Origin of the sequence: Methylomonas koyamae (assembly GCF_001644025.1) — a bacterium.
In the GTDB taxonomy this organism is placed as follows: domain Bacteria; phylum Pseudomonadota; class Gammaproteobacteria; order Methylococcales; family Methylomonadaceae; genus Methylomonas; species Methylomonas koyamae_A.
Window position 1 is genome coordinate 13,409 of the sequence record NZ_LUUK01000078.1, and the last position, 19,452, is coordinate 32,860.

18 protein-coding genes are annotated in these 19,452 nt (G+C 56.1%); 9 read left to right on the forward strand and 9 right to left on the reverse strand.

Annotation, left to right across the window (positions count from 1 at the left end):
* Nucleotides 1-151: 151 nt before the first annotated feature.
* The 5 genes from A1355_RS06820 to aroG form a co-directional block, all read right to left on the reverse strand.
* The gene (locus A1355_RS06820) at nucleotides 152-853 is read right to left on the reverse strand and encodes an RES family NAD+ phosphorylase (protein ID WP_064026321.1); all 702 of its coding nucleotides are present in this window, start codon (nucleotides 851-853) and stop codon (nucleotides 152-154) included.
* 72 nt (nucleotides 854-925) lie between these two features.
* Complete coding sequence (locus tag A1355_RS06825) at nucleotides 926-1,453, reverse strand: hypothetical protein (RefSeq protein WP_064026323.1); 528 nt, start codon at nucleotides 1,451-1,453, stop codon at nucleotides 926-928.
* 53 nt (nucleotides 1,454-1,506) lie between these two features.
* Nucleotides 1,507-1,845, reverse strand: a complete 339-nt coding sequence (locus A1355_RS06830) for an elongation factor Tu (RefSeq protein ID WP_064026325.1) — start codon at nucleotides 1,843-1,845, stop codon at nucleotides 1,507-1,509.
* A 1,056-nt stretch (nucleotides 1,846-2,901) separates the two neighbouring features.
* Nucleotides 2,902-3,879, reverse strand: coding sequence for a sulfur carrier protein ThiS (gene thiS, locus A1355_RS06835; RefSeq protein ID WP_064026327.1), 978 nt, complete (start codon nucleotides 3,877-3,879; stop codon nucleotides 2,902-2,904).
* A 3-nt stretch (nucleotides 3,880-3,882) separates the two neighbouring features.
* Complete coding sequence (gene aroG, locus A1355_RS06840) at nucleotides 3,883-4,962, reverse strand: 3-deoxy-7-phosphoheptulonate synthase AroG (RefSeq protein WP_064026329.1); 1,080 nt, start codon at nucleotides 4,960-4,962, stop codon at nucleotides 3,883-3,885.
* Between the two features lie 105 nt (nucleotides 4,963-5,067).
* Here aroG and A1355_RS06845 point away from each other — a divergent pair, with 105 nt between their 5' ends.
* The 9 genes from A1355_RS06845 to A1355_RS06880 all read left to right on the forward strand — a co-directional run bounded on the left by A1355_RS06845 (nucleotide 5,068) and on the right by A1355_RS06880 (nucleotide 14,108).
* Entirely contained in the window at nucleotides 5,068-5,859 is a 792-nt protein-coding gene (locus A1355_RS06845; protein ID WP_064026495.1) for an RMD1 family protein, read from the forward strand.
* An 837-nt stretch (nucleotides 5,860-6,696) separates the two neighbouring features.
* Nucleotides 6,697-8,493, forward strand: a complete 1,797-nt coding sequence (locus A1355_RS06850; protein WP_064026331.1) for a PQQ-dependent dehydrogenase, methanol/ethanol family — start codon at nucleotides 6,697-6,699, stop codon at nucleotides 8,491-8,493.
* 29 nt (nucleotides 8,494-8,522) lie between these two features.
* Complete coding sequence (locus tag A1355_RS06855) at nucleotides 8,523-9,383, forward strand: substrate-binding domain-containing protein (protein WP_064026498.1); 861 nt, start codon at nucleotides 8,523-8,525, stop codon at nucleotides 9,381-9,383.
* Nucleotides 9,384-9,402: 19 nt separating this feature from the next.
* Nucleotides 9,403-9,882: a c-type cytochrome gene (locus A1355_RS06860; protein ID WP_082885405.1), complete on the forward strand. Its 480-nt coding sequence runs from the start codon at nucleotides 9,403-9,405 to the stop codon at nucleotides 9,880-9,882.
* Nucleotides 9,883-9,963: 81 nt separating this feature from the next.
* Nucleotides 9,964-10,038 (forward strand): pyrroloquinoline quinone precursor peptide PqqA, encoded by a 75-nt coding sequence (pqqA, locus tag A1355_RS24420; protein ID WP_082885416.1) that lies wholly within the window; start codon nucleotides 9,964-9,966, stop codon nucleotides 10,036-10,038.
* Nucleotides 10,039-10,424: 386 nt separating this feature from the next.
* Nucleotides 10,425-11,861: a cytochrome c gene (locus A1355_RS06865; protein ID WP_064026335.1), complete on the forward strand. Its 1,437-nt coding sequence runs from the start codon at nucleotides 10,425-10,427 to the stop codon at nucleotides 11,859-11,861.
* 14 nt (nucleotides 11,862-11,875) lie between these two features.
* The gene (locus A1355_RS06870; protein WP_064026337.1) at nucleotides 11,876-13,177 is read left to right on the forward strand and encodes a c-type cytochrome; all 1,302 of its coding nucleotides are present in this window, start codon (nucleotides 11,876-11,878) and stop codon (nucleotides 13,175-13,177) included.
* Between the two features lie 28 nt (nucleotides 13,178-13,205).
* On the forward strand, nucleotides 13,206-13,715 hold the full coding sequence (fae, locus tag A1355_RS06875) for a formaldehyde-activating enzyme (protein ID WP_064026339.1): 510 nt from the start codon (nucleotides 13,206-13,208) through the stop codon (nucleotides 13,713-13,715).
* Between the two features lie 120 nt (nucleotides 13,716-13,835).
* Nucleotides 13,836-14,108, forward strand: coding sequence for a hypothetical protein (locus tag A1355_RS06880; protein WP_064026342.1), 273 nt, complete (start codon nucleotides 13,836-13,838; stop codon nucleotides 14,106-14,108).
* Nucleotides 14,109-14,354: 246 nt separating this feature from the next.
* Here the strand turns inward: A1355_RS06880 and A1355_RS06885 are convergent, their stop codons facing one another.
* The 4 genes from A1355_RS06885 to A1355_RS06900 form a co-directional block, all read right to left on the reverse strand.
* Nucleotides 14,355-15,713: a cytochrome-c peroxidase gene (locus A1355_RS06885; protein ID WP_082885406.1), complete on the reverse strand. Its 1,359-nt coding sequence runs from the start codon at nucleotides 15,711-15,713 to the stop codon at nucleotides 14,355-14,357.
* The gene (locus tag A1355_RS06890) at nucleotides 15,710-16,114 is read right to left on the reverse strand and encodes a FixH family protein (RefSeq protein WP_064026345.1); all 405 of its coding nucleotides are present in this window, start codon (nucleotides 16,112-16,114) and stop codon (nucleotides 15,710-15,712) included. Before A1355_RS06890 ends, A1355_RS06885 begins: the two co-directional genes overlap by 4 nt.
* Nucleotides 16,115-16,403: 289 nt before the next feature.
* The gene (locus A1355_RS06895) at nucleotides 16,404-17,030 is read right to left on the reverse strand and encodes an LON peptidase substrate-binding domain-containing protein (RefSeq protein WP_064026348.1); all 627 of its coding nucleotides are present in this window, start codon (nucleotides 17,028-17,030) and stop codon (nucleotides 16,404-16,406) included.
* 278 nt (nucleotides 17,031-17,308) lie between these two features.
* Entirely contained in the window at nucleotides 17,309-19,420 is a 2,112-nt protein-coding gene (locus A1355_RS06900; RefSeq protein WP_064026350.1) for an acyltransferase family protein, read from the reverse strand.
* Between the last annotated feature and the right edge of the window lie 32 nt (nucleotides 19,421-19,452).

Here is a 19,452-nt window from a genome sequence, read left to right on the forward strand (position 1 = left end):
GCAATACGGCTACGCCTATTGACGCCCTACGATTGCACCTTACGGCCTTTTCACCGACATAGTAACGCGCCATGCCCGGCACACACGTAGAAGTGAGCGGCCTGCGCGGCTTTTCGCGCAGGTCCGCTCGAATGATGGGTTGGTCGGCTGGTTATATGCCCTCGTGGGTGGGCGGTGGCCCGGACTCAATCGCCGTTTTGTTGAACACAACTAGATTGGTATCCGGTATTACTGCGTCGACGGGCGCACGAACCGATGAATAGACGATCCCATCAAAGCCCGCCGACGCGGCCGCGATTGCTAGTTGCTGAGTATGCCGCTTACTCTCATCTCGATTCGCGACGACGGTCCAGATCGCCTCCCCTGCATCGGCGCTCACGAAGCTAAAGAACAAGGAACGATTCGAAGAAAGGTCAAGCACCACAGCATGTAACGCTAAATGGAAGTTGAGCGGGTAGCCATGCCAGCCGGGGGTAGGATTGCCGCCTCCGTACTGCAGAAAGTCTTCGAGGGACAGTTCTGGATTCTCGGAGAACTGCTCAATCGTTTCGCAGCAGTTGATTGCGAAGTCATTCGAGAAATACGCAACGTTGGCTTCTGCGCCTAAGGAAAAACGCGAGTGTGGGCTAGGATAAAAAAGTTCCCGTTCGTAAGGAATCTCCGGAGCTCCCTTTCTTGGTACTTGAATCCTGCGACCATCATTAGAGCCGTTCACTCGATAGTATTTGTTATGCCACCAGATCAACTCGCGCCATCGGCCGTCCGAAGCTGAAGATAGGACAAGCCTTGTCCAGTCCTTCTGACGTATTCCGTTCAACGCTGTCGCAATCGTAGCTTCGACACTTCCGATCATTTCTGTCACACTGCAACCCAACACTGAGCTAAGGGGCGCGCAGCGAAGCGGAGCGTCCCTTTGAGCGCCGTGTTATGCGTACCCACGACAGGCTTTCCAGAAAGTATAATCAGACACAGTTGGTCTTTGCCCCCAGCCAGAGTTGTCTAAAAACCTAGAGAATTTAAATGGTGTTATCGACGGCAGTGGATCAACTTTTGCGGCCTCGACTACTTGCCGAAGCATACGAAAGGAACCATCGTCGTCCGGGGCGCCCCAAAAGTTTCCCCATAGGATTTCCACAACACCAGACACAATATCGCGGAAACTCTGTTCGGAAACTCCTTTTGCTTCGAGATTAGAGAGAACTTCCTTGTGAATTTCATCACCAAGCCCGTAATTCACCAAATGGGGTCGTGAGTTTTCCCAAGGGTTGAATTCGTCCGGCCCATTTATCGCTGGCCATTGCCATAGGTACTCTACGAACTGCTCAATCTCAGTATGTACGATACCTTTCTGTACACAGAAACGTTCGAAGATCATTAGCGCAAGGAGAAGACGCGCTGTCAGCGACAAACTGCGGCACTCCTCTAAGAAATCTTCTTGTCTATTAGTACGCATAACGTGGAGCTAAGGGGCGCGTAGCGAAGCGGAGCGTCCCTTTGAGCGCAGGGTTATGCATTTGTTTTCTTCGCACGATTTGCTGACACTTCAAGTTCAAGAATTTGGGTAATATTCCCTCGGCCGACGATACGTGCGCCTTCTCTAATTTCAAACTTCATGTTGGGATAAAGTTTCCCCCAATGTTCTGCAGGGCTGAGGAAACCCAAATAGGCCCCGACGGTATCACCAGGATTGACTTGATTGACATCAGGGTAAACATGCCTAGCATCCCAATCGTGCCCCTCATAATAAAACTGAGGTCGATAGTCGTTAAAGGCGGGAGTACTTCGCCCTCCTTCTTCGGGCTTAAGGAAGTAAATTTCGACCTCAATATCGTGCGGGATTCTCATCGCGTATCAGATGCATAACAAGGAATTAAATAGTTTCCGTATATCTACAGAAAAACGATCTTCGGCACGATAATTTATTGATTAGAATACTATCTTCCTTTCTATATATCATTCGACGATGAAATAATGACTAGCAACGACCAAACTGCCGTCATTGAATCAGATCAACCGATAGTCCGCAACGGATCGCAAGCCACCCGCTAAAATTCCGTACCGCAGTGTGCTGAATCATAGCGCATCGAAAAATATCCGCGTGAGCACACTAGCGGCCTTACCGTGCTGTATCCGGTGTATAGGTTACCTTATCCAACGCTCAAGCAGCGTGCGCATCGGCTATGGCATTAGCCGCTCAGGTTACGTTAGCTACCTGGTCAACGAATCCGCGCGCGTTTCAAAGCGGCTGGCGGTAACCCGGCCGGGAAGGCCGTCCCGGAACGGTTTTTACGCGTGTTTCCAACGTTGGGGGAAAACCGCTGTAGGCCACGGCTGGCAAGGCTTCCGGCGATTCGGGTTTCACGGAGCAGTAGAAACACGACACGGAAGGTTGGAAGGACGTCACGGAACGTTGGAAGGACGTCACGGAAGCCTGGAAGCACGTCGCGGAACGTTGGAAGGACGTCACTGAAGCTTGGAAACACGACACGGAAAGGCCGATGACCTCGGGCCGGCCTTGCCGGGGGGCGAGATTGGCGTAGGCGGGGCGAGTATTTCGCGGTCCGATGGGTTGCCGGCGGCCGGTTCGGGCTAAACCGGCTCGGCAGAAAGGGCAGGAAAATTGAAATTCGGCGGTTTTCAGTTCAAGCCGACTTTGCAAATCGCCGCTTTTACCGCGTGATCCTAAAAAGGGTAGTTTGCGTGTATTGCGGGCCGTTCGTGCTGAGTCCTTCGGCTGCGCTCATGAGAGCCCTGTCGAAGCATGATGTACGGCTCGCAATACACTCGCCAAACGGGTGAATGAAAAATCCCGCACGCCCTTCGACAAACTCAGGACGAACGGGATTTTTCATCGCCAAACTGCTCTTTTTAGGGTGATGGATCGAGGTCGCCCGCGCCGGCTTATAAAAACAAGCCGTCGATCGGCGACGAAGCCGAGGCGAAACGCTTGCGCGGCATGCGGCCGGCCAGGAAGGCTTCGCGGCCGGCCTCGATGCCTTTTTTCATCGCCGAGGCCATCAGCACCGGGTTTTTCGCGGCGGCGATCGCGGTGTTCATTAATACGCCGTCGCAACCCAATTCCATCGCGATGGCCGCATCGGAAGCGGTGCCGACGCCGGCATCGACCAAAATTGGCACCTTGGCGTTTTCAACGATGGTCAGGATATTGTAGGGATTGCGGATGCCCAGGCCGGAACCGATCGGCGCGGCCAACGGCATCACCGCGACGCAGCCGATGTCTTCCAGGCGCTTGGCGGCGATCGGGTCGTCGTTGGTGTACACCATCACGTCGAAACCGTCCTTGACCAGCAATTCGGCGGCGACGAAGGTTTCGGCGACATCCGGAAACAGGGTCAATTGGTCGGCCAGCACTTCCAGCTTGACCAACTTGTGACCGCCCAACAACTCTCGGGCCAGACGGCAGGTGCGCACCGCGTCGTCGGCGGTATAGCAGCCGGCGGTGTTGGGCAATATCGTGTATTTGTCCGGCGAAATCACGTCCAGCAGATTCGGTTCGCCCGGATTTTGGCCGATGTTGGTACGGCGAATCGCCACGGTGACGATTTCGGCGCCGCTGGCGGCAATCGCATCGCGGGTTTCGTCCAGATCCCGGTATTTGCCGGTGCCGACCAACAGCCGAGAGCGGTATTGCTTGCCGGCCAGCGTGAAATAATCGTCCTGGCCGCCGCCGATGGCGTGAACGATTTCCAGGCGGTCGCCGTCCTTCAGTGCATGTTGGCCGTGCTGGGTAAACGGCAGGATTTCCAGATTCAATTCGACGGCAATGCGTTTGCCGGTCAGACCCAAATCGGCGATGACGTCGGCGACCGAGGTATTGTCGGCCACTTCGCGGCTGTCGCCGTTGACTTGTATTTTCATGCGTTAAACCTTCGATGTAGTCGCGGCGCGGCGGCGTTCGACGGCGCCGGCCAAATCGTTAAGTAATTTGACGGTATCGTCCCAACCCAGGCAGGGGTCGGTAATGCTTTGGCCGAAGACCAACGCCTTGCCGTCTTCGACATCCTGACGGCCTTCGACCAGATGGCTTTCCGCCATGATGCCGACGATGCGGCGATCGCCCTGGCGGATTTGGCCGGCCACGTCCTGCGCCACCAACATTTGCCGTTCGTATTTCTTCTGGCAGTTGGCGTGGCTGAAATCGATCATGATATTGGGGCGCAGGCCGGCGTCTTCCAGACCTTCGGCGACTTGCTGGACGCTGACTTCGTCATAGTTGGGACGATTATTGCCGCCGCGCAGAATGATGTGGGCGTCTTCGTTACCGCGCGTCGAAAAAATCGCCGAACGGCCTTCCTTGGTCAGCGACAGGAAGTGGTGCGGACTCATGGCCGCGTTGATCGCGTCGATCGCAATTTTGACGCCGCCGTCGGTGGCGTTCTTGAAGCCGACCGGGCAAGACAACCCGGAAGCCAGCTCCCGGTGTACCTGACTTTCGGTGGTGCGGGCGCCGATCGCGCCCCAGGAGATCAGGTCGGACACGTACTGCGGCGTAATCAAGTCCAGGTATTCGGTCGCGGCCGGCACGCCCAGATTGTTGACGTCGGACAACACTTTGCGCGCCATCCGCAAGCCTTTGTTGATGTTGAAGCTGCTGTTCAAATCCGGATCGTTGATCAAACCCTTCCAGCCCACCGTGGTGCGCGGCTTTTCGAAATAGACCCGCATCACGATCACCAGGTCTCGCTCCAGGCGCTCGATTTCCAGTTTCAGACGCCGGGCGTATTCCACCGCCGCTTCCGGATCGTGAATCGAACAAGGGCCGATGACGACCAACAGCCGGTCGTCGTTGCCGTACAAAATGTCGTGAATCGCCGCGCGGGTCTTCAGAATATTGGCGGCGGCGAATTCGGTCATCGGGATCTCTTCATGAACCTGAATCGGCGCTACGACATCCTTGGTGTCGCAAATTCTTAAATCGTCGGTGTTATAGTGGGTAGGCATAAGCGTGGCCGTAGGCTCGATGAATGGTCGAAAACCGCTATTTTAACCTTTGCGCCGCCTGTGATACAAAGTAATGCTAAGCCTGTAACGGAAATCGACCTGACCATGGAAAATCGTATCGTTAAGCGCTGCATGACCGTCTGCCTGGCGCAATCGTTCCGTTTTGCCGATCTGCGCGAAAAACTGCTCGACACCCGGCGCACTCAAGTATTTCGGAACGCGCTGATCGTGGATTACAAAACCGGTTGCGCGGTGGTATTTTCCTACGGCGTCGTGGTTTACTGGAACGTCCCGCTGGACGAGCGCCACGGTTTACAGGAGTTGTTGCTCGAATACGCGACGACGCCGGCCGACGAACCGCCGGAGGACAATTTCAGCTACGAAACCGACTGTGAGCAGGATCGTTTTCAACACGATCATATCGAATTGCAATCCAGCGACTTCCTGGTCTTGCTGGCTTTGTCGCACGCGATGGCCCAGTCGATCAAACTGGCGGCCTTCGAAGGCCACGCCATCGACACAATCCGCGCGACCGCTCACCTGCCTCGATCGCTGGCTCGCGAAGGCAAAATCAAGCTCAACCGCCAGGCGATGGCAATGATCCGCGGCCAGTTGTTCCTGACCAAGAGCGACATCATCCTGAACTACGATTTGCTCGATACCCCGGAATTCTTCTGGGAACACCCGGAATATCAGAGCATGTATTCGATGGCCGCCAATTATCTGGAAGTCGCGCCGCGCACCGAAGTGCTGTCGAAAAAACTGGAAACGATACACGAACTGCTGGAGATGCTGGCCGACGAACAAAAGCACCAGCATTCCTCGGCGCTGGAATGGATCATCATCTGGCTGATCGCGGTCGAGATTGTAATGTCGATCGTGGACAGGCTGCTTTAAACGAGGATTTCCCGGCCTCCTCCACTCGGTACGCACGCCGCCGCCGAGTAAAGCGGGTCCGCATCCAGCACTGAACTATCTCTCACTATTCGACTAAAGCGCTACGCTCGTCTCCTGACTAGCGCACCAACATTCGGCTGCGTTTTCTCAAGTCCTCGCTCTTGCTGCCATTAATTGGCTTGGGTTTTATGGGGCGGCAAACGCCGCGCGGTAACGGCCCCGTTAAACCGAGATTGCCTTGGATTGATATTGGTAACGATAGATCGCCGGCACAATTTGCCGATTGCCGACCAAGCGGTTTTAATAAAATTCTAATAGAGTTTTAAGCTTGAATTTATTCTACCGGCTTACTGTGCCAAGCCTGAACCAGAATTAATTAAATGGGATAATGGGGCGGAGTATTTTCGAAGTTATTCGACACCGAACCACTCAAATTAAAATTCCGCAGCCTTTCAATTCCCGGCAAAGCCCAATTCGTGCCGAGCCACCAATCCGCCGCCAGCCAAATAGAAATAACCAATATAAATCAGCTATATAGAGTTTTTAGCCCGCGCAAGCATTCAAGCCAACCCTGTCAATAGGAAAAAATCCCGGTTTTAATTTGGATTTAATCCCGCATTAACAAAACATTCATTCCAGCTCGATATTCTGAATATGCCCGATCGTTTTCCGATATCGGCGCATTCACGCCTAAACACTAGGTTTGTTTTCTCACAAATTCGAAGGGACTCGACGTCATCAGTTATCGAAACGAATTTCGATATTCATTTCTCGCGATTTTCCGCTGATTTCGTTATTGCCTTTTCGACCGTTAAACCATTAGAAGGAGGCCATTCAATGACCACTGACAACCCGCTTTGTCGTAATTCAAAGCTCAGCCGAAATCGGCGAACGACGCCGATCACCGCCCTGCTGTTTGGGGCCGGACTGTTGGCCGCGCAAACCGCGTCGGCGCAAACCGGCGCCGGCGCCGAGTGGACCACCGCCGGCGGTACGCCGGAAGGCATACGCTATAGCGAGCTGACCGACATTACCCCTGCCAACGCCGCGAAATTAAAAGAAGAATTTGCCTTTAAAACCGGCACTCACGGCAGCCACATGGGCGAACCATTGGTGGTCGGTAAAACGCTGTACGTCGTCACACCGTTTCCCAACAAATTGATCGCGTACGATCTCACCACCGGCAAACCCAAATGGGCCTACGCCCCAAACATCAGCGAATACGCCAAGGGCGCCAATTGCTGCGGCGGCATCAATCGCGGCGCGGCCTATGCCGACGGTAAAATCGTCTTCAACCTGCTCGATAACACCACCGTGGCGGTCGACGCGGTCACCGGCAAGGAAGTCTGGCGCAATCGTTTGGCCGATCCGCATACCGGCGTGACGATGACCGTCGCGCCCATCATTGCCAAAGGCAAGGTGATTACGGCGTCTTCCAGCGGCGAGATGGGCGTGCGCGGCTGGATTCAGGCGCTCGATCTGAAAACCGGCAAAGCCTTATGGCGCGCCTATAACACGGGTCCCGACAAGGACGTGCTGATCGGCCAAAACTTCCGCGACAATTCGGTCTATTACAAGGGTCAAGTCGACCAGGGCGCGACCAGTTGGCCCAACCAGCGCGCCTATCTATTGGGCGGTAGCGCCGCCTGGGGTTATTTGACCTACGATCCCGAGCTGGACTTGCTGTTCTACGGCACCAGCCAGCCGGGCGTGTGGAACGCCGATATGCGCTGCGACCAAACCGCGTATGCCAAGGACCCGCAAAAGTGCGCCAATAAATGGGGCGCATCGGTTTTCGCCAGAAAACCGGATACCGGCGAAGCGGTCTGGGCCTACCAGTTTACCCCACACGACAGTTGGGACTACGACGCCGCCAGCGAGGCCATCGCGGTCAATCAAACCGTGACGGTCGGCGGCGTTCGCCATGACAAATTGCTGGTGCATTTCAACAAGAACGGTTTTGCCTACACCTTTGACCGGGCCACCGGCGAAGTGCTGCTGGCGCCGCAATTCGTGGATGAAGTCAACTGGGCCAACGAAGTGGATACCGCGACCGGCCTGCCGGACGTCAACGAAGATATGCGCGTCCACCAAGGCGTGCTGACCGAGAAGATCTGTCCGTCGGTGCTCGGCGGCAAGGGTTGGGAACCGGCTTCGTTTTCGCCGAAAACCGGATTGTTCTACGCGCCGACCTTCAATCTGTGCAGCAATTTAGAGGCATTGAAGGCCGAATTCATCTCCGGCGCACCCTATATGGGGACCGATTACAGCATCGGGCCGGCGTCGGACACCAGTTACGCCAGCGAGCTGATCGCCTGGGACGCCACCAAGGGCGAGAAGCTTTGGGGCGTCAAGGAGCAAGCCTGGATCTACGCGGGGACGTTGACGACGGCCGGCGGCGTGGTGTTTTACTCGACCAAGGCGCCCGCGTTGAAAGCCGTCGACGCCAAGACCGGCGCACCGTTGTTTAACACCGCACTGCAATGCAATACGGTCGGCAACCCGATCAGTTTTGCCGGCGCGGACGGCAAGCAACGTATCGCGGTATTCAGCGACGACAAGTGCGCGGCCAACTCCGGCGGCGAACACCCCACCGGTAACGGCGGTTGGGTTCACGTTTACAAACTGCCCTGATGTCCTTCATCGGTACGGAGAAAGCTGCCATGCACCCACCTTCCAGTCGCAATGCCGCGATCGCTTTGTTGACGGCGCTATTCAGTCTAGCCGCGCCAGCCTCGGCCGAAACCGAGCTGCGGGTGTGCGCGGACCCGGACAATCTGCCGTTTTCCAATCGCAATCAAGAGGGGTTCGAAAACAAGATCGCCGCGTTGTTAGCCGACGATCTGCAGGCCAAGCTGAGCTTTTACTGGCAAAAGCAACGCCAGGGTTTCATACGGGAAACCTTGGGTGCCGGTCATTGCGATGTCGTGATGGGCGTGCCCCACGGTTACGAACGGGTGCGCGCCACCCCGCCGTATTATCGCTCGGGTTACGCCTTCGTGACGCCTGCCGGCCGGCATTTGGACATCTCGTCGTTCGACGATCCGCGCTTGCGCGATCTGAAAATCGGTCTGCATGCGATCGGCAACGACGGTGCCAATTCGCCGCCGGCGCACGCGCTGGCTAGCCGAGGCATCGTCGAAAACATCGTCGGCTATTCGATGTGGGGCGAGGAGAGCCAGGCAAACCCGCAGGGCGAAATCGTGAGCGCCGTCGCCAACGGCGAGATCGATCTGGCCGTGGTTTGGGGGCCGATTGCCGGTTATTTCGCCAAGCCTTACGGCAACGCAATCCAGGTCGCGCCGGTACCGGCCGATTCCGCTAGTCCGGAAATGCCGTTTGCGTTCGACATCGCGCTGGGAGTCCGCAAAGACGACCAGGCCCTGGCCGATCGTTTAGCGGCCAGCCTGACCAGAAAGCGGCCGGAGATCCAAGCGATTCTAGCGGCTTACCGCGTACCGATCATCCAACCTATCGTCGGCTCAACGCCATCCGCGACGGATAGCGTGGCCGCTAACCATTGATATAAGAGGTAAATCAATCATGCGAGTTTTACAGACACTCAGTTGCGCCGCCTTGGGCTTGATGCTCATCGTCGGCGGCATCGGCGCCGCGCGAGCGGATCGACCCAAGACGGGCGGCAGCTATTCGGAAACGGCTTCCAGCCGGACCGGCACCGGTGGCGGAACCACCGTGGCGGCCGATCCGAAATTGACCACCCCGCCGCAATGCGTCACGCCGACTCAGGACGCCGCCGGCGAAGGTCGTCGGGCCTTCATGCGGATGAATTGCTATAGCTGCCACGGCATGGGTGGTCACGGCGGCGCGATGGGCCCGAGCTTGGTTGGGGAAGCCGACGAAACCGCCGAGGCGGTAACGCAAGGCGAAGGCGAGGGCATGCCGTCGTTCAAAAACAACTTGTGCCCCAACGATCTCGCCAACCTGACGGCCTATCTGCGCTTGTTGGGAACCGGATCGGAGCCGACCTTCGTCAACTGGTGGGAAGCGCATCCCAGCCGATAGACGAACGCCGAACCGACCAAATCGGCCGGTTCGGCGTCGCACCGAGTATTTAACAAGCAAACTCATTAGGAGATCATCGACATGAAATGGGAAACACCACGTTATCAAGACTTGCGCTTCGGCTTCGAAGTCACGATGTACATTTACAACCGTTAGACGCTTTCTAAGCGAGCCCGAGCTGTCGGCCCACAAACCGGCGGCTCGACTTTTCGAATCCCGCCAACCGAATTTTGGGGCGGCCACGATACCCGAATCCGGTTTCCGGGCAAACCGGCGTTATACCGAACTCGGCCGGCCTTGCCCACCGCCGCGATTCCCCGACGGATCGGGCAGTTATTGTCCGTTTAATTTCTGCATACCTGTCCAGTTTCTACACTATTTCGCCGAGCCGATTCGCTACAAATGGCGATCCATTTTGCCGGGCGAAATTTTTGTTGCCAACGCCAAGCCTTGCAGTGCGCGGCGCGGCAGGCTCGTTAGGCAAAACAGGCACGGCATTTGCCTTGGGCTGAGGCAAATCTGACTTTTGCTTAGGGACCTACATGGATTTTCCAATATTTCATATCGATTTCATCGGTAACCGCCTGTTGATCGCGGTCGATGCGATACTGCACGTACTGATTAATCACGCCTTCGCGATCGGCGCCCTGCCTATCGTGGTTCTGCTGGAATACACCGGTATTCGTCACGGCGATCCGCGCTGGGACACGTTGGCCTACCGCTTGTTGAAAGTGGTGTTCATCGTGACAACCACGGTCGGCGCGTTGACCGGCGTCGGCATCTGGTTTTCGGCGGCCTTGGTCAATCCGGCGGCCATCGGTAGTTTGATTCGGGTGTTTTTCTGGGGCTGGTTCGTCGAATGGATCGTATTCGTTAGCGAAGTCTCGCTGATCATGCTGTATTTCCTGAGCTGGCCGAACTCGACCGAATCGGCGCTAGCCAAACGCCGCCATATGCGCTTTGGCGTGATGTTGGCGGCGTTTTCGTGGATTACGATGGCCATCATCGTCGCGATACTCGGATTCATGATGGACCCCGGCGACTGGCACGAACGGCAGTCCTTGTGGGCCGGCCTGTTCAATCCGATGTACTTGCCGCAATTGGCCTTTAGAACCTCGTTGGCCATGGTCATGGGCGGCATGACGATGATGGCGTTCGGCTATTGGTTTACCGACCACGACATGGCTTTTCGAGAGGGCTTGGCGCGCACGATATGCGTTTGGACCGCATTGTGGACCGGTCTGCTGGCGATAGCCGCATGGTGGTATTCCAGCGTGGTGCCGGCGCACATGCTGGCCAATATCCCGGTCGCGATCACCACCCAGGCCTATACCGACTGGCTCGCCAATTTCAAATGGGTGCTGATCGCCGGCCTGCTGTTCGTCGGCTGGGTGCTGGCGGATAGCCTGCGCCGTCCCGGCCGTTTGCACGGCGGTCAGTATGTGGCGGCGGCGCTGGTGTTGTGCGTGATGCTGGGACAATTCGAGCGGGTCCGCGAGTTCATCCGCAAGCCTTTCATCATCGGTAACTACATGTACGCCAACGGCATACGGGTCGCCGATTACCCCTTGCTGCGGCGCGACGGAATTTTGAAGCACGCGGTTTACGCCGGCGTGCGCGACATACGCTCCGACAACCAAACCATCGCCGGCCGCGAAGTGTTTCAACTGACCTGTACCCGTTGCCACACCGTCAAGGGCGTCAACGGCATTCGCGCCCAATTGGTCCGGATGTACGGCGACCAGCGCTGGAACGCCGACGTGATTGCGGCCTATCTGGAAAACATGCACGGCGCCCGCTATTTCATGCCGCCGTTCCCAGGCAACCAGGAAGAACTGACCGCGCTGGCGGTTTATTTGGCTTCGCTGCAAAACCGCGCCCAGTCGTATGAAGGCGTTCAGGTCACCGGCATTCCCAAGCCCGATCACGTGGCCGCTTCGACGCACTACGGCAGTATCCCCGATCTTACTCATCCATAATCAGGAAACCCGACATGAATGTTCCAGTACCTCGCGACATCCCGCTTCCGCTGCCGGCGCCGGAGGAATTGCTCGAAGTCTTGTTGATCGTCTCGTTCATCGTGCATATTGTGTTCGTGCATATGATGCTGGGTGGATCGCTGTTCAGCCTGTTCTGCCAGATCAAGGGTCTGAAGCAGATCGAATACGAGCGATTGGCCTATAAAATCGCCCAGACGGTCACCGTCAACAAAAGTCTGGCGGTGGTGATGGGCGTCGCTCCGCTGTTGATCATCAACACGCTGTACGCGCCGCAGTTTTACGCGTCCAGCGCCTTGATCGGCGGCGCTTGGATGGCCGTAATCCCACTGGTGGCGGTCGCCTTTCTGCTGGCCTACGCGCATAAGTTTTGGTGGGATCGCTTCGTCAACATTCCGGAATTGCATATCGGCATCGCCGCGCTGGAATCGGCACTGTTCCTGTTTATTCCGCTGATCTACATGACCAACGTCAATCTGATGTTGTTTCCGGAATATTGGCCGGAGGTGAAAGGCTTTTTCTCGGCCATGTTGTTGCCGAACGTGTTGCAGCGATACTTGCACTTCGTTTCGGCGGCGATTTTATTCAGCGCGCTGTTTTTCGTGTGGTGGAGCGGCCGGCCGGCATTTCAAGCCGAGGTCAAACTCAGCCAACCGTTGCTGCAATCGGTACGCCGCTTTTTCTACGCCTTTGCGTTTGGCGCGACCATCTTTCAGATATTGTCCGGGTTGGTGGTCTTCGTCAGTCTTCCGGCCCAGGGCATGAGCTGGGGCGTCACCTTGTTGTTGTTCGCCGGCGGCGGTTTCGGTGTTCCGGCGCTGTACTGGATGTGGGGCAATCTGGTGAACCCAGACAACTCGCTGGACAGGCATTTCAGCAGAATCATAGTTCTCTTCGCCTGCACGATCTTGGCAATGGCCGTGGCCCGCCACCAGTATCGAGAACACGCGTTGAAAGACCATAAACTCGCGATCGCCCAGAAAACCGCCAACTATATGGCCGCGGCGGCCGACGCCAGGCAAGAGGCGGAATCGGCCGCGTTGGCGCAACAAAACGAACCGGTCGATCCCGGCGAACAAGCGTTTCAGCGCAATTGCGCGGCTTGCCACCATATTAATCTGCCGACGGTCGGCCCGGACATGGGGGAAATCCGCCGAATTTACGCCGGAGACGCCAAGGGCCTGATCCGCTGGACCCAAAATCCCGGCAAGAAGCGCGAGAACAGCATGCAAATGCCCGGTTTTCCGCATCTGAGCGAAACCGAACTGCAGGCCATCGCCGACTACATGTTGCGCTAAGTTTTAACCTCTCACGAGACAAACCGTCATGACGATAATCACTCATCTTTGCGTCGGGGAAGCCTTAGTCGGCGACGGCAACGAGATTGCTCATATCGACCTGATCCTGGGGCCGCGCGGCTCCGCCGCCGAAACCGCGTTCGCACTGGCATTGACCAACAACAAGGAGGGCTTTTCGACGCTGTTGGCCGTCGTCGCGCCGAATTTGATGGTCAAGCCGGCGACGATTCTGTTCAACAAAGTCACGATCAAGGGCGCTCGCCAAGCCGTGCAAATGTTCGGTCCGGCCCAGCGCGGCGTGGCAATGGCCGTGGCCGATTCGGTTGAAAACGGCACGATCCCGCTCGAGCAAGCCGACGATTTGTTCATCTCGGTCGGCGTGTTCATCCATTGGGCCGCCGAGGACGACAACAAAATCGAACGCTACAACTACCAAGCAACCAAATTGGCTATCGAACTGGCGGTTTCCCACCGACCCGGCGCGGCCGAAGTGATTGCGGCCAAGGCCGGTGCCAAGCACCCCTACGCCGCGAAATGAATCTGTCGGCGCCGGCGGGTCCGGCATCGGCAACGGGCAAGGATGCACACCCGAGAGATCCCGGATGGATTTATCCAGCGTTCGCCGAGGCAAACGCATTGACTGAAAAGGAGTTATCCAATGACGCAATTGACGACTGTATCGCAATCCCAAAATATTCAGGCCCCTAAGAAAAGCAAACGGCCCGCTAAACCGGAATCCGATTTTATCGAGCTATTTCCGCTACCGAAATATTTTCAGACCCACTTCCAGCACATACACGAAAACAACCAATCCCTGCATCAGGAAATTCGCGCGCTGAACCGGCATTTGGCGCGACTGGAAGCCAAAATGGATCTGGCCTTGCAAACCGGCTGGGAAACGCGTTGCGAAAACTGTCCCAAGCGTAATTAAAGCGAGGCCGTAGCACGGGCGCGGGGTTTCATCCAAAACCTCCGGCGCCTTCGGTCGTCTTCCCGAATGGATGCGCCCGCCGGCTCGTCGGCGGGTACGGGATTTTGCGCGTCCGTGTAAGCCGGAACAACCGCCAGCCTAAGCCCGCGAGCACTCCTGGGCGGAATCGGTGTGGTTTCCACGAAGCGCTTGGATGCGGGCGCGCCGGTTCAAGGCAAGCCTCCGGGCGCTGCTTGCCTATCGAGACTAGTCAAGCGACCGCGCGTCGGCCGGGCTATCGATGGTGCCGCTCAAGGTGTTTAGAAAGGCGGCCAGTTGGCGCATTTCGGCGGGTTTCAGATGTAAGGGTTTGATCTCGCTGCGCCCCGCCGGGGCGGCGGGCGCCCGGTTATAGTGGCCGATCACCGCTTCCAGGCTGGCGAATTGTCCGGCATGCATATAGGGCGGACGCTGCGCGACGTTACGCAAACTGGGCGGCTTATAGGCCCGCAACAGGCGTCGCTCACCCTTGTTGATGAAGTTCAACTCTCGGCATTGTTCCGGACTGGCATCGCTGTAACCGCCGAGGCAATTGAATTCGTCGGCGACGACCTGTTCCGCGCCGGTCAAGCGGCCCAAATCCTTGGGCAAGCCGGGGCGGGCCGGCACGCCGGTATTGTGAAAATCCAGATCGGTGAACAATGGCCCGCGATGACATTCGACACAATGGGCCTTGCCGATGAACAGTTTCAGTCCGGCGATCTCTTCCGAGCTCAACGAGTTTTCCGGCGTGGCCGGAGCCTGTTCCCCCAAGGCCCGCACATAGGCGTCGAACCGGCTTTCGTTCCACGCGATGCGCCGCTCGAAAGCCGCGATGGCTTTGCCGACATTAGCAAAAACCCGATTGACTGCGTCGCGCGCCGAATCGTCAAGCCCGATCCAAGCACGCCGAGCTCGCTTGTCGCCCAGCGGACCGGCGTTATCCGGCAGCGCCGACAGATCGGGCGGCTCTCCGAACACAGCGCGATATTCGGACCGGTAATGCGCCAACACCCATTTGGCGCAACCGCCGCGGGTCAGATTGTGTTCGTTGGGGTTTTCCAGCGGACCGAGCGCCTGCGCCCATTGGCTGTCCTTGCGACCGTCCCAAAACAGCCACGGGCTGTAAGCCATGCCCGTTAGCGGCATCGCGCGACGGTTGGTTCGGCCGACGCCTTTCGCCAGGTCTCGGCCGTCCTGGAAATCCCGGTCCGGATCGTGACAACTGGCGCAAGCGACTTTGCCGTTCGAACTGAGCCCTTGGTCGAAAAACCAGCGCCGCCCCAACGCCGCGGCCGCCGGGTCGTCGGCGAAACGGTTGGACGGATCGGCCGGCAACGGCGGCAGGCTGGACAGCGCTAGCGAGCGCAGCGCGGTCAGTTCGCTATCGGACCATAGTCCGGAATCGATCGCCCCGGCATTGGTCGCGCTCAACACCAGGAGCAGAGTCCAACCGCCCGCCAAGCGCTTGGCCGAACAAGTCTGCCGTTGCCGGGTAAGCGGTTCGTTTCTAGGAATGTCTACGGCACCGGGCTTATCGTCCCGGCCGATCGCTGGGCCGAGCTCGGGTTTGAACGGGGCGCTCATTTGACCGGGACCTCGAAGATCACCCAGTCGCGCCGGTTTTTCCGCCAAAAATCGAAGCGTACCCACCAAACGCCGCTCATTTGAAATTTCATGCCGGCGATTCGGTAGTCGCCGTTGCCGAGGTACGCAGTCGCCCTGGGTTGAGTCGGCAGGCCGTGCGCATGTCCCGGCATGTGGGCGGAAACGGTGATGATCAGGTTATCCGCCGGACGCCGGTCAGCGGTCTCCACATGCAATAGCCACTCGTGTATCAAATCGGTCGTCACTTCCGGGGCCAAGCTTTGCCAACTCACCCGGTACAGGCCTTTGTCGCTGAGGTGGGCGTCGGTCGCCGAAGAGGGGGAAATGCTTAGGGCCAAGACCATGCCCAACGCGATACGCAGGTATCTCAAGTTATCCATTAGTGGCGCAAGTGTTCTAATTGCAGGCAGATGAACAATGTCTATGTTCGATTTCTAAACAATGGCACTCGTCCAACGCGCTCGATCCGGCGGTTTCCGCGAGTGTCCGGACTACTTAGAAATTTCCGTGCCAGCTTGCAATCAAACGGATTTTGTCACTGCTCAGCGATCTGCCCCCTCTTTGAAAATGAGGGATAGCGGATTATTTAAATATATTCCCCTCACTCTCTCGTTTTAAAAGGCGAAACTTGGATTAAGGCCACGTGTTATCCAGGCTAAATCATTACATCTAAACCTTAATTAAGCTTTGCGCGGTAAATTCTTGCAAACGTTGCCAGCGAATTTGTAAGTCATCTATTTCCAATAAAGATTGCTTCAAATGCGATGGCAGAGGTGCGTACATGGCAAAATAATTCATCGCTAGTTCCGGGTGGTCGTAAAGTTCCGCCTCGGAACAACTGACAACGCCACTTTGGATCAAACTTTTCAAAACGGCCGCCCAAATAGGTAGAACTTCCCCGTTGCAAACGTTTACTTCCTCTAAATTGCCCGTTTTGGCAAGCCACAGTCCATCGGCTTGTTGATGAATTTCATCCAGACTTTGGCGTTGCTCGCCCCGTAAAGAGATAGACAGCAAGCCATTGGGCATTTGGCCAAAGTCGATGATTTTAGCGCTGGTACCGATTGAATAAAAAATTGACTCGTTCTTTGCGGGTGAATCGGCATTAACAAGCACTTCCTGTTTTTCAAAACCCTCGCGCAGCAAGCATACGGTAAAACTCGATCCACTTCGTAAACAAGCAGATATCATCTTGATATAGCGCTGTTCGAATATTTGCAGTTGTAAAGTGCATTTTGGGAATAAGGGGATATTCAGGGGAAATAGGGCTTGGTCGCCGGTTTGCAGTGATTGCATGTTATCAATCCTAATGGTTGGTTATCGCTATTCAGTTCGTGTGCTAAGCCATTAAAAATAGCGAAAACTATTTTTAGCGATTTTGATAAAACTAAGGTGATCGTCGCCCTTGAATTGATTACGTTAATCTTCCGCGCGTCCCAAATATCCCATTCCACACAGCTGAACGGAATCAGTCGCGGTTTACAAGTGGATTAGAGGACTTCTCAGACAGCACAATACGCCTTCGGCGCCGGCATGCCCGGAAGCGGACTCGAACTTCGGAATGCTTGGCCGGTTTACCGGTCCAGCCATTCGGCGAACTTTCCAAAAATAAAATGGCTGCCGCGCATCGAAAGATGATCGTCGTCGTAAAAGTAAGACATATCCTCGTGCATGCCGCCGCAAGAAATATCGTTGCACAAATATTGATAGGCCGAGAATACCTTAACCTGATGCTGGGTTGAGTTAACGATGGAATCCACCGCCTTCCGATAATTGGCATTACGTTTGTCGAACGACGTTCTGGATACGCTGCATTCCGGGCGATCTTTCGAGCTGATATGAAACGGCCGCTCGTCAACGCAATTTTTGGCCTTGACGCCAATTTCCGGCACGTCTTCGATAAACACCACTTCTTTTCCGAGTTTTAGGATCGGATTAATCGAATCCAAATAACCGTCGATAAACTTGTGATAATTTTCCACCAATACATCGTCGGGACCGTTGATAATCCGATAAACATTTTTGGTTTCGGTATTGCCGTAACCGGAGCCTTCGATATACATCGCGCCTCGGGTCGCAAACGCAATCCGCTGTATCGACGGAAAATCCCGCAACAGTTTCAGCACGATGGGCATGATGACCTTGCAACGCGTCGACTTTTCCTCGTACTGCTCGGTCGGATTGATCGTAACCAAATCGATAAACGGCAGACAGCCGTTCACCGCCACCAGCGCCAGATCGTCGGCGCCATGAGAAATGGAATCGTAGACAAACTGCGCGGCGTGGCTGTCGCCTACCACCAAGGTTTTCGGCGTGGCGCTGGTAAATCGACAGATCAAGTAATTGTAACTGGCTCCCAATTCGGCGCGGCATCGATCGTCTACCCAATCTTCCGGCGTATTGAACAGCACGGTGCCGTTCACATCGGCGAACATCTGGGTTTTACTGAGCGCGTCGGCATCCCGAAACTCCAGGCCGTTTTTCAGATATAACTGGTAGCCGACGTTTCCGATACCCAACATCAGCAGCAATAAGGTCAAGGTCTTGGCGCCGCTGTGCTTACCCAAGCGTATCGGTTTCTCGACCAAGGCATACGTCAACCACGCCAACACCACCGTCAACAGCACCGCGGCGATTCGGATATTGGCACTGGGCTCGTCGGTTTGAATGATGTGAGCGAAGGACAGCAGCGGCCAATGCCACAGGTATAGCGGAAAGCTGATGAGACCGACCCAAACCGCTAGCCGGTTGGATAACAACTTCCGATTGACCCAAGCATTCGGTCCGGCCGAAATGATCAATACCGCGCCGAGCATCGGCAATATCGCCCATTTGCCGGGAAAGTCGGAGTCCTTGTCGATGACGCTGAACCCGTAAATCAACAGCGCGATACCGAGGAAAGACAACACGTTCGCCAGGGTTCTGCCATCCACCGGCTGGCCCTCCCGATAGACGACGGCCACCAGCCAACCGTCCAGCTTATGCCGGGCCGATGCGAAGGCGTGCTTGCGGTACAAGGCCATCCACGCCAACAAACTGCCGCACTGTAGCTCCCAAAACCGAGTTTGCGGCGAGTAAAACGTGGCGACCGAATCGTTCAATACGCCGCGAACATTCAAATAAAACGAGGCAATAGCGACGATCACCGTCACCGTAAACAAATTGAAATTTTTCCGCCACGCCAGCCACAGCAACAACGGCCAGACAATATAAAACTGTTCCTCGATACCTAAGCTCCACAAATGCAGCAGGGGCTTGGTTTCGGCGGAGCTGTCGAAATAACCGGCCTCATTCCACAACACCAGATTCGACACGAAGCCGGCACCGGCGGCGATATGCTTGCCCAACTGTTTGTACTCGTCGGCAAACAGCGCGAACCAGCCGAACGTAAAGCTTGCCGCCAATACCAGAATCAACGCCGGAAAAATACGTTTGATCCGGCGAATGTAAAACTCGCTGAAACTGAACGTACCCTTTTCCAGGTTCTGAAAAACGATCGTGGAAATTAAATAGCCGGAAATCACAAAAAAGATATCGACGCCGATGAAGCCGCCTTTTAAACCGTTCGGAAAGGCATGGAACGCAACGACCGACAGCACGGCGATGGCTCGCAAGCCATCGATATCGGGGCGATATTTCGGATGAGACAGACTAGGGTTTAAAACGTGGGACTGGGTAAAGGTCATGAAGCTCCCGGCACGCTAAAGTGGCATAAGTT

What these genes read in the sequence shown, in the direction of transcription:
- A1355_RS06820 (WP_064026321.1), bottom strand. Translation starts at nt 853, where the DNA reads ATGATCGGAAGTGTCGAAGCTACGATTGCGACAGCGTTGAACGGAATA.
- A1355_RS06825 (WP_064026323.1), bottom strand. Translation starts at nt 1,453, where the DNA reads ATGCGTACTAATAGACAAGAAGATTTCTTAGAGGAGTGCCGCAGTTTG.
- A1355_RS06830 (WP_064026325.1), bottom strand. Translation starts at nt 1,845, where the DNA reads ATGAGAATCCCGCACGATATTGAGGTCGAAATTTACTTCCTTAAGCCC.
- thiS (WP_064026327.1), bottom strand. Translation starts at nt 3,879, where the DNA reads ATGAAAATACAAGTCAACGGCGACAGCCGCGAAGTGGCCGACAATACC.
- aroG (WP_064026329.1), bottom strand. Translation starts at nt 4,962, where the DNA reads ATGCCTACCCACTATAACACCGACGATTTAAGAATTTGCGACACCAAG.
- A1355_RS06845 (WP_064026495.1), top strand. Translation starts at nt 5,068, where the DNA reads ATGGAAAATCGTATCGTTAAGCGCTGCATGACCGTCTGCCTGGCGCAA.
- A1355_RS06850 (WP_064026331.1), top strand. Translation starts at nt 6,697, where the DNA reads ATGACCACTGACAACCCGCTTTGTCGTAATTCAAAGCTCAGCCGAAAT.
- A1355_RS06855 (WP_064026498.1), top strand. Translation starts at nt 8,523, where the DNA reads ATGCACCCACCTTCCAGTCGCAATGCCGCGATCGCTTTGTTGACGGCG.
- A1355_RS06860 (WP_082885405.1), top strand. Translation starts at nt 9,403, where the DNA reads ATGCGAGTTTTACAGACACTCAGTTGCGCCGCCTTGGGCTTGATGCTC.
- A1355_RS06865 (WP_064026335.1), top strand. Translation starts at nt 10,425, where the DNA reads ATGGATTTTCCAATATTTCATATCGATTTCATCGGTAACCGCCTGTTG.
- A1355_RS06870 (WP_064026337.1), top strand. Translation starts at nt 11,876, where the DNA reads ATGAATGTTCCAGTACCTCGCGACATCCCGCTTCCGCTGCCGGCGCCG.
- fae (WP_064026339.1), top strand. Translation starts at nt 13,206, where the DNA reads ATGACGATAATCACTCATCTTTGCGTCGGGGAAGCCTTAGTCGGCGAC.
- A1355_RS06880 (WP_064026342.1), top strand. Translation starts at nt 13,836, where the DNA reads ATGACGCAATTGACGACTGTATCGCAATCCCAAAATATTCAGGCCCCT.
- A1355_RS06885 (WP_082885406.1), bottom strand. Translation starts at nt 15,713, where the DNA reads ATGAGCGCCCCGTTCAAACCCGAGCTCGGCCCAGCGATCGGCCGGGAC.
- A1355_RS06890 (WP_064026345.1), bottom strand. Translation starts at nt 16,114, where the DNA reads ATGGATAACTTGAGATACCTGCGTATCGCGTTGGGCATGGTCTTGGCC.
- A1355_RS06895 (WP_064026348.1), bottom strand. Translation starts at nt 17,030, where the DNA reads ATGCAATCACTGCAAACCGGCGACCAAGCCCTATTTCCCCTGAATATC.
- A1355_RS06900 (WP_064026350.1), bottom strand. Translation starts at nt 19,420, where the DNA reads ATGACCTTTACCCAGTCCCACGTTTTAAACCCTAGTCTGTCTCATCCG.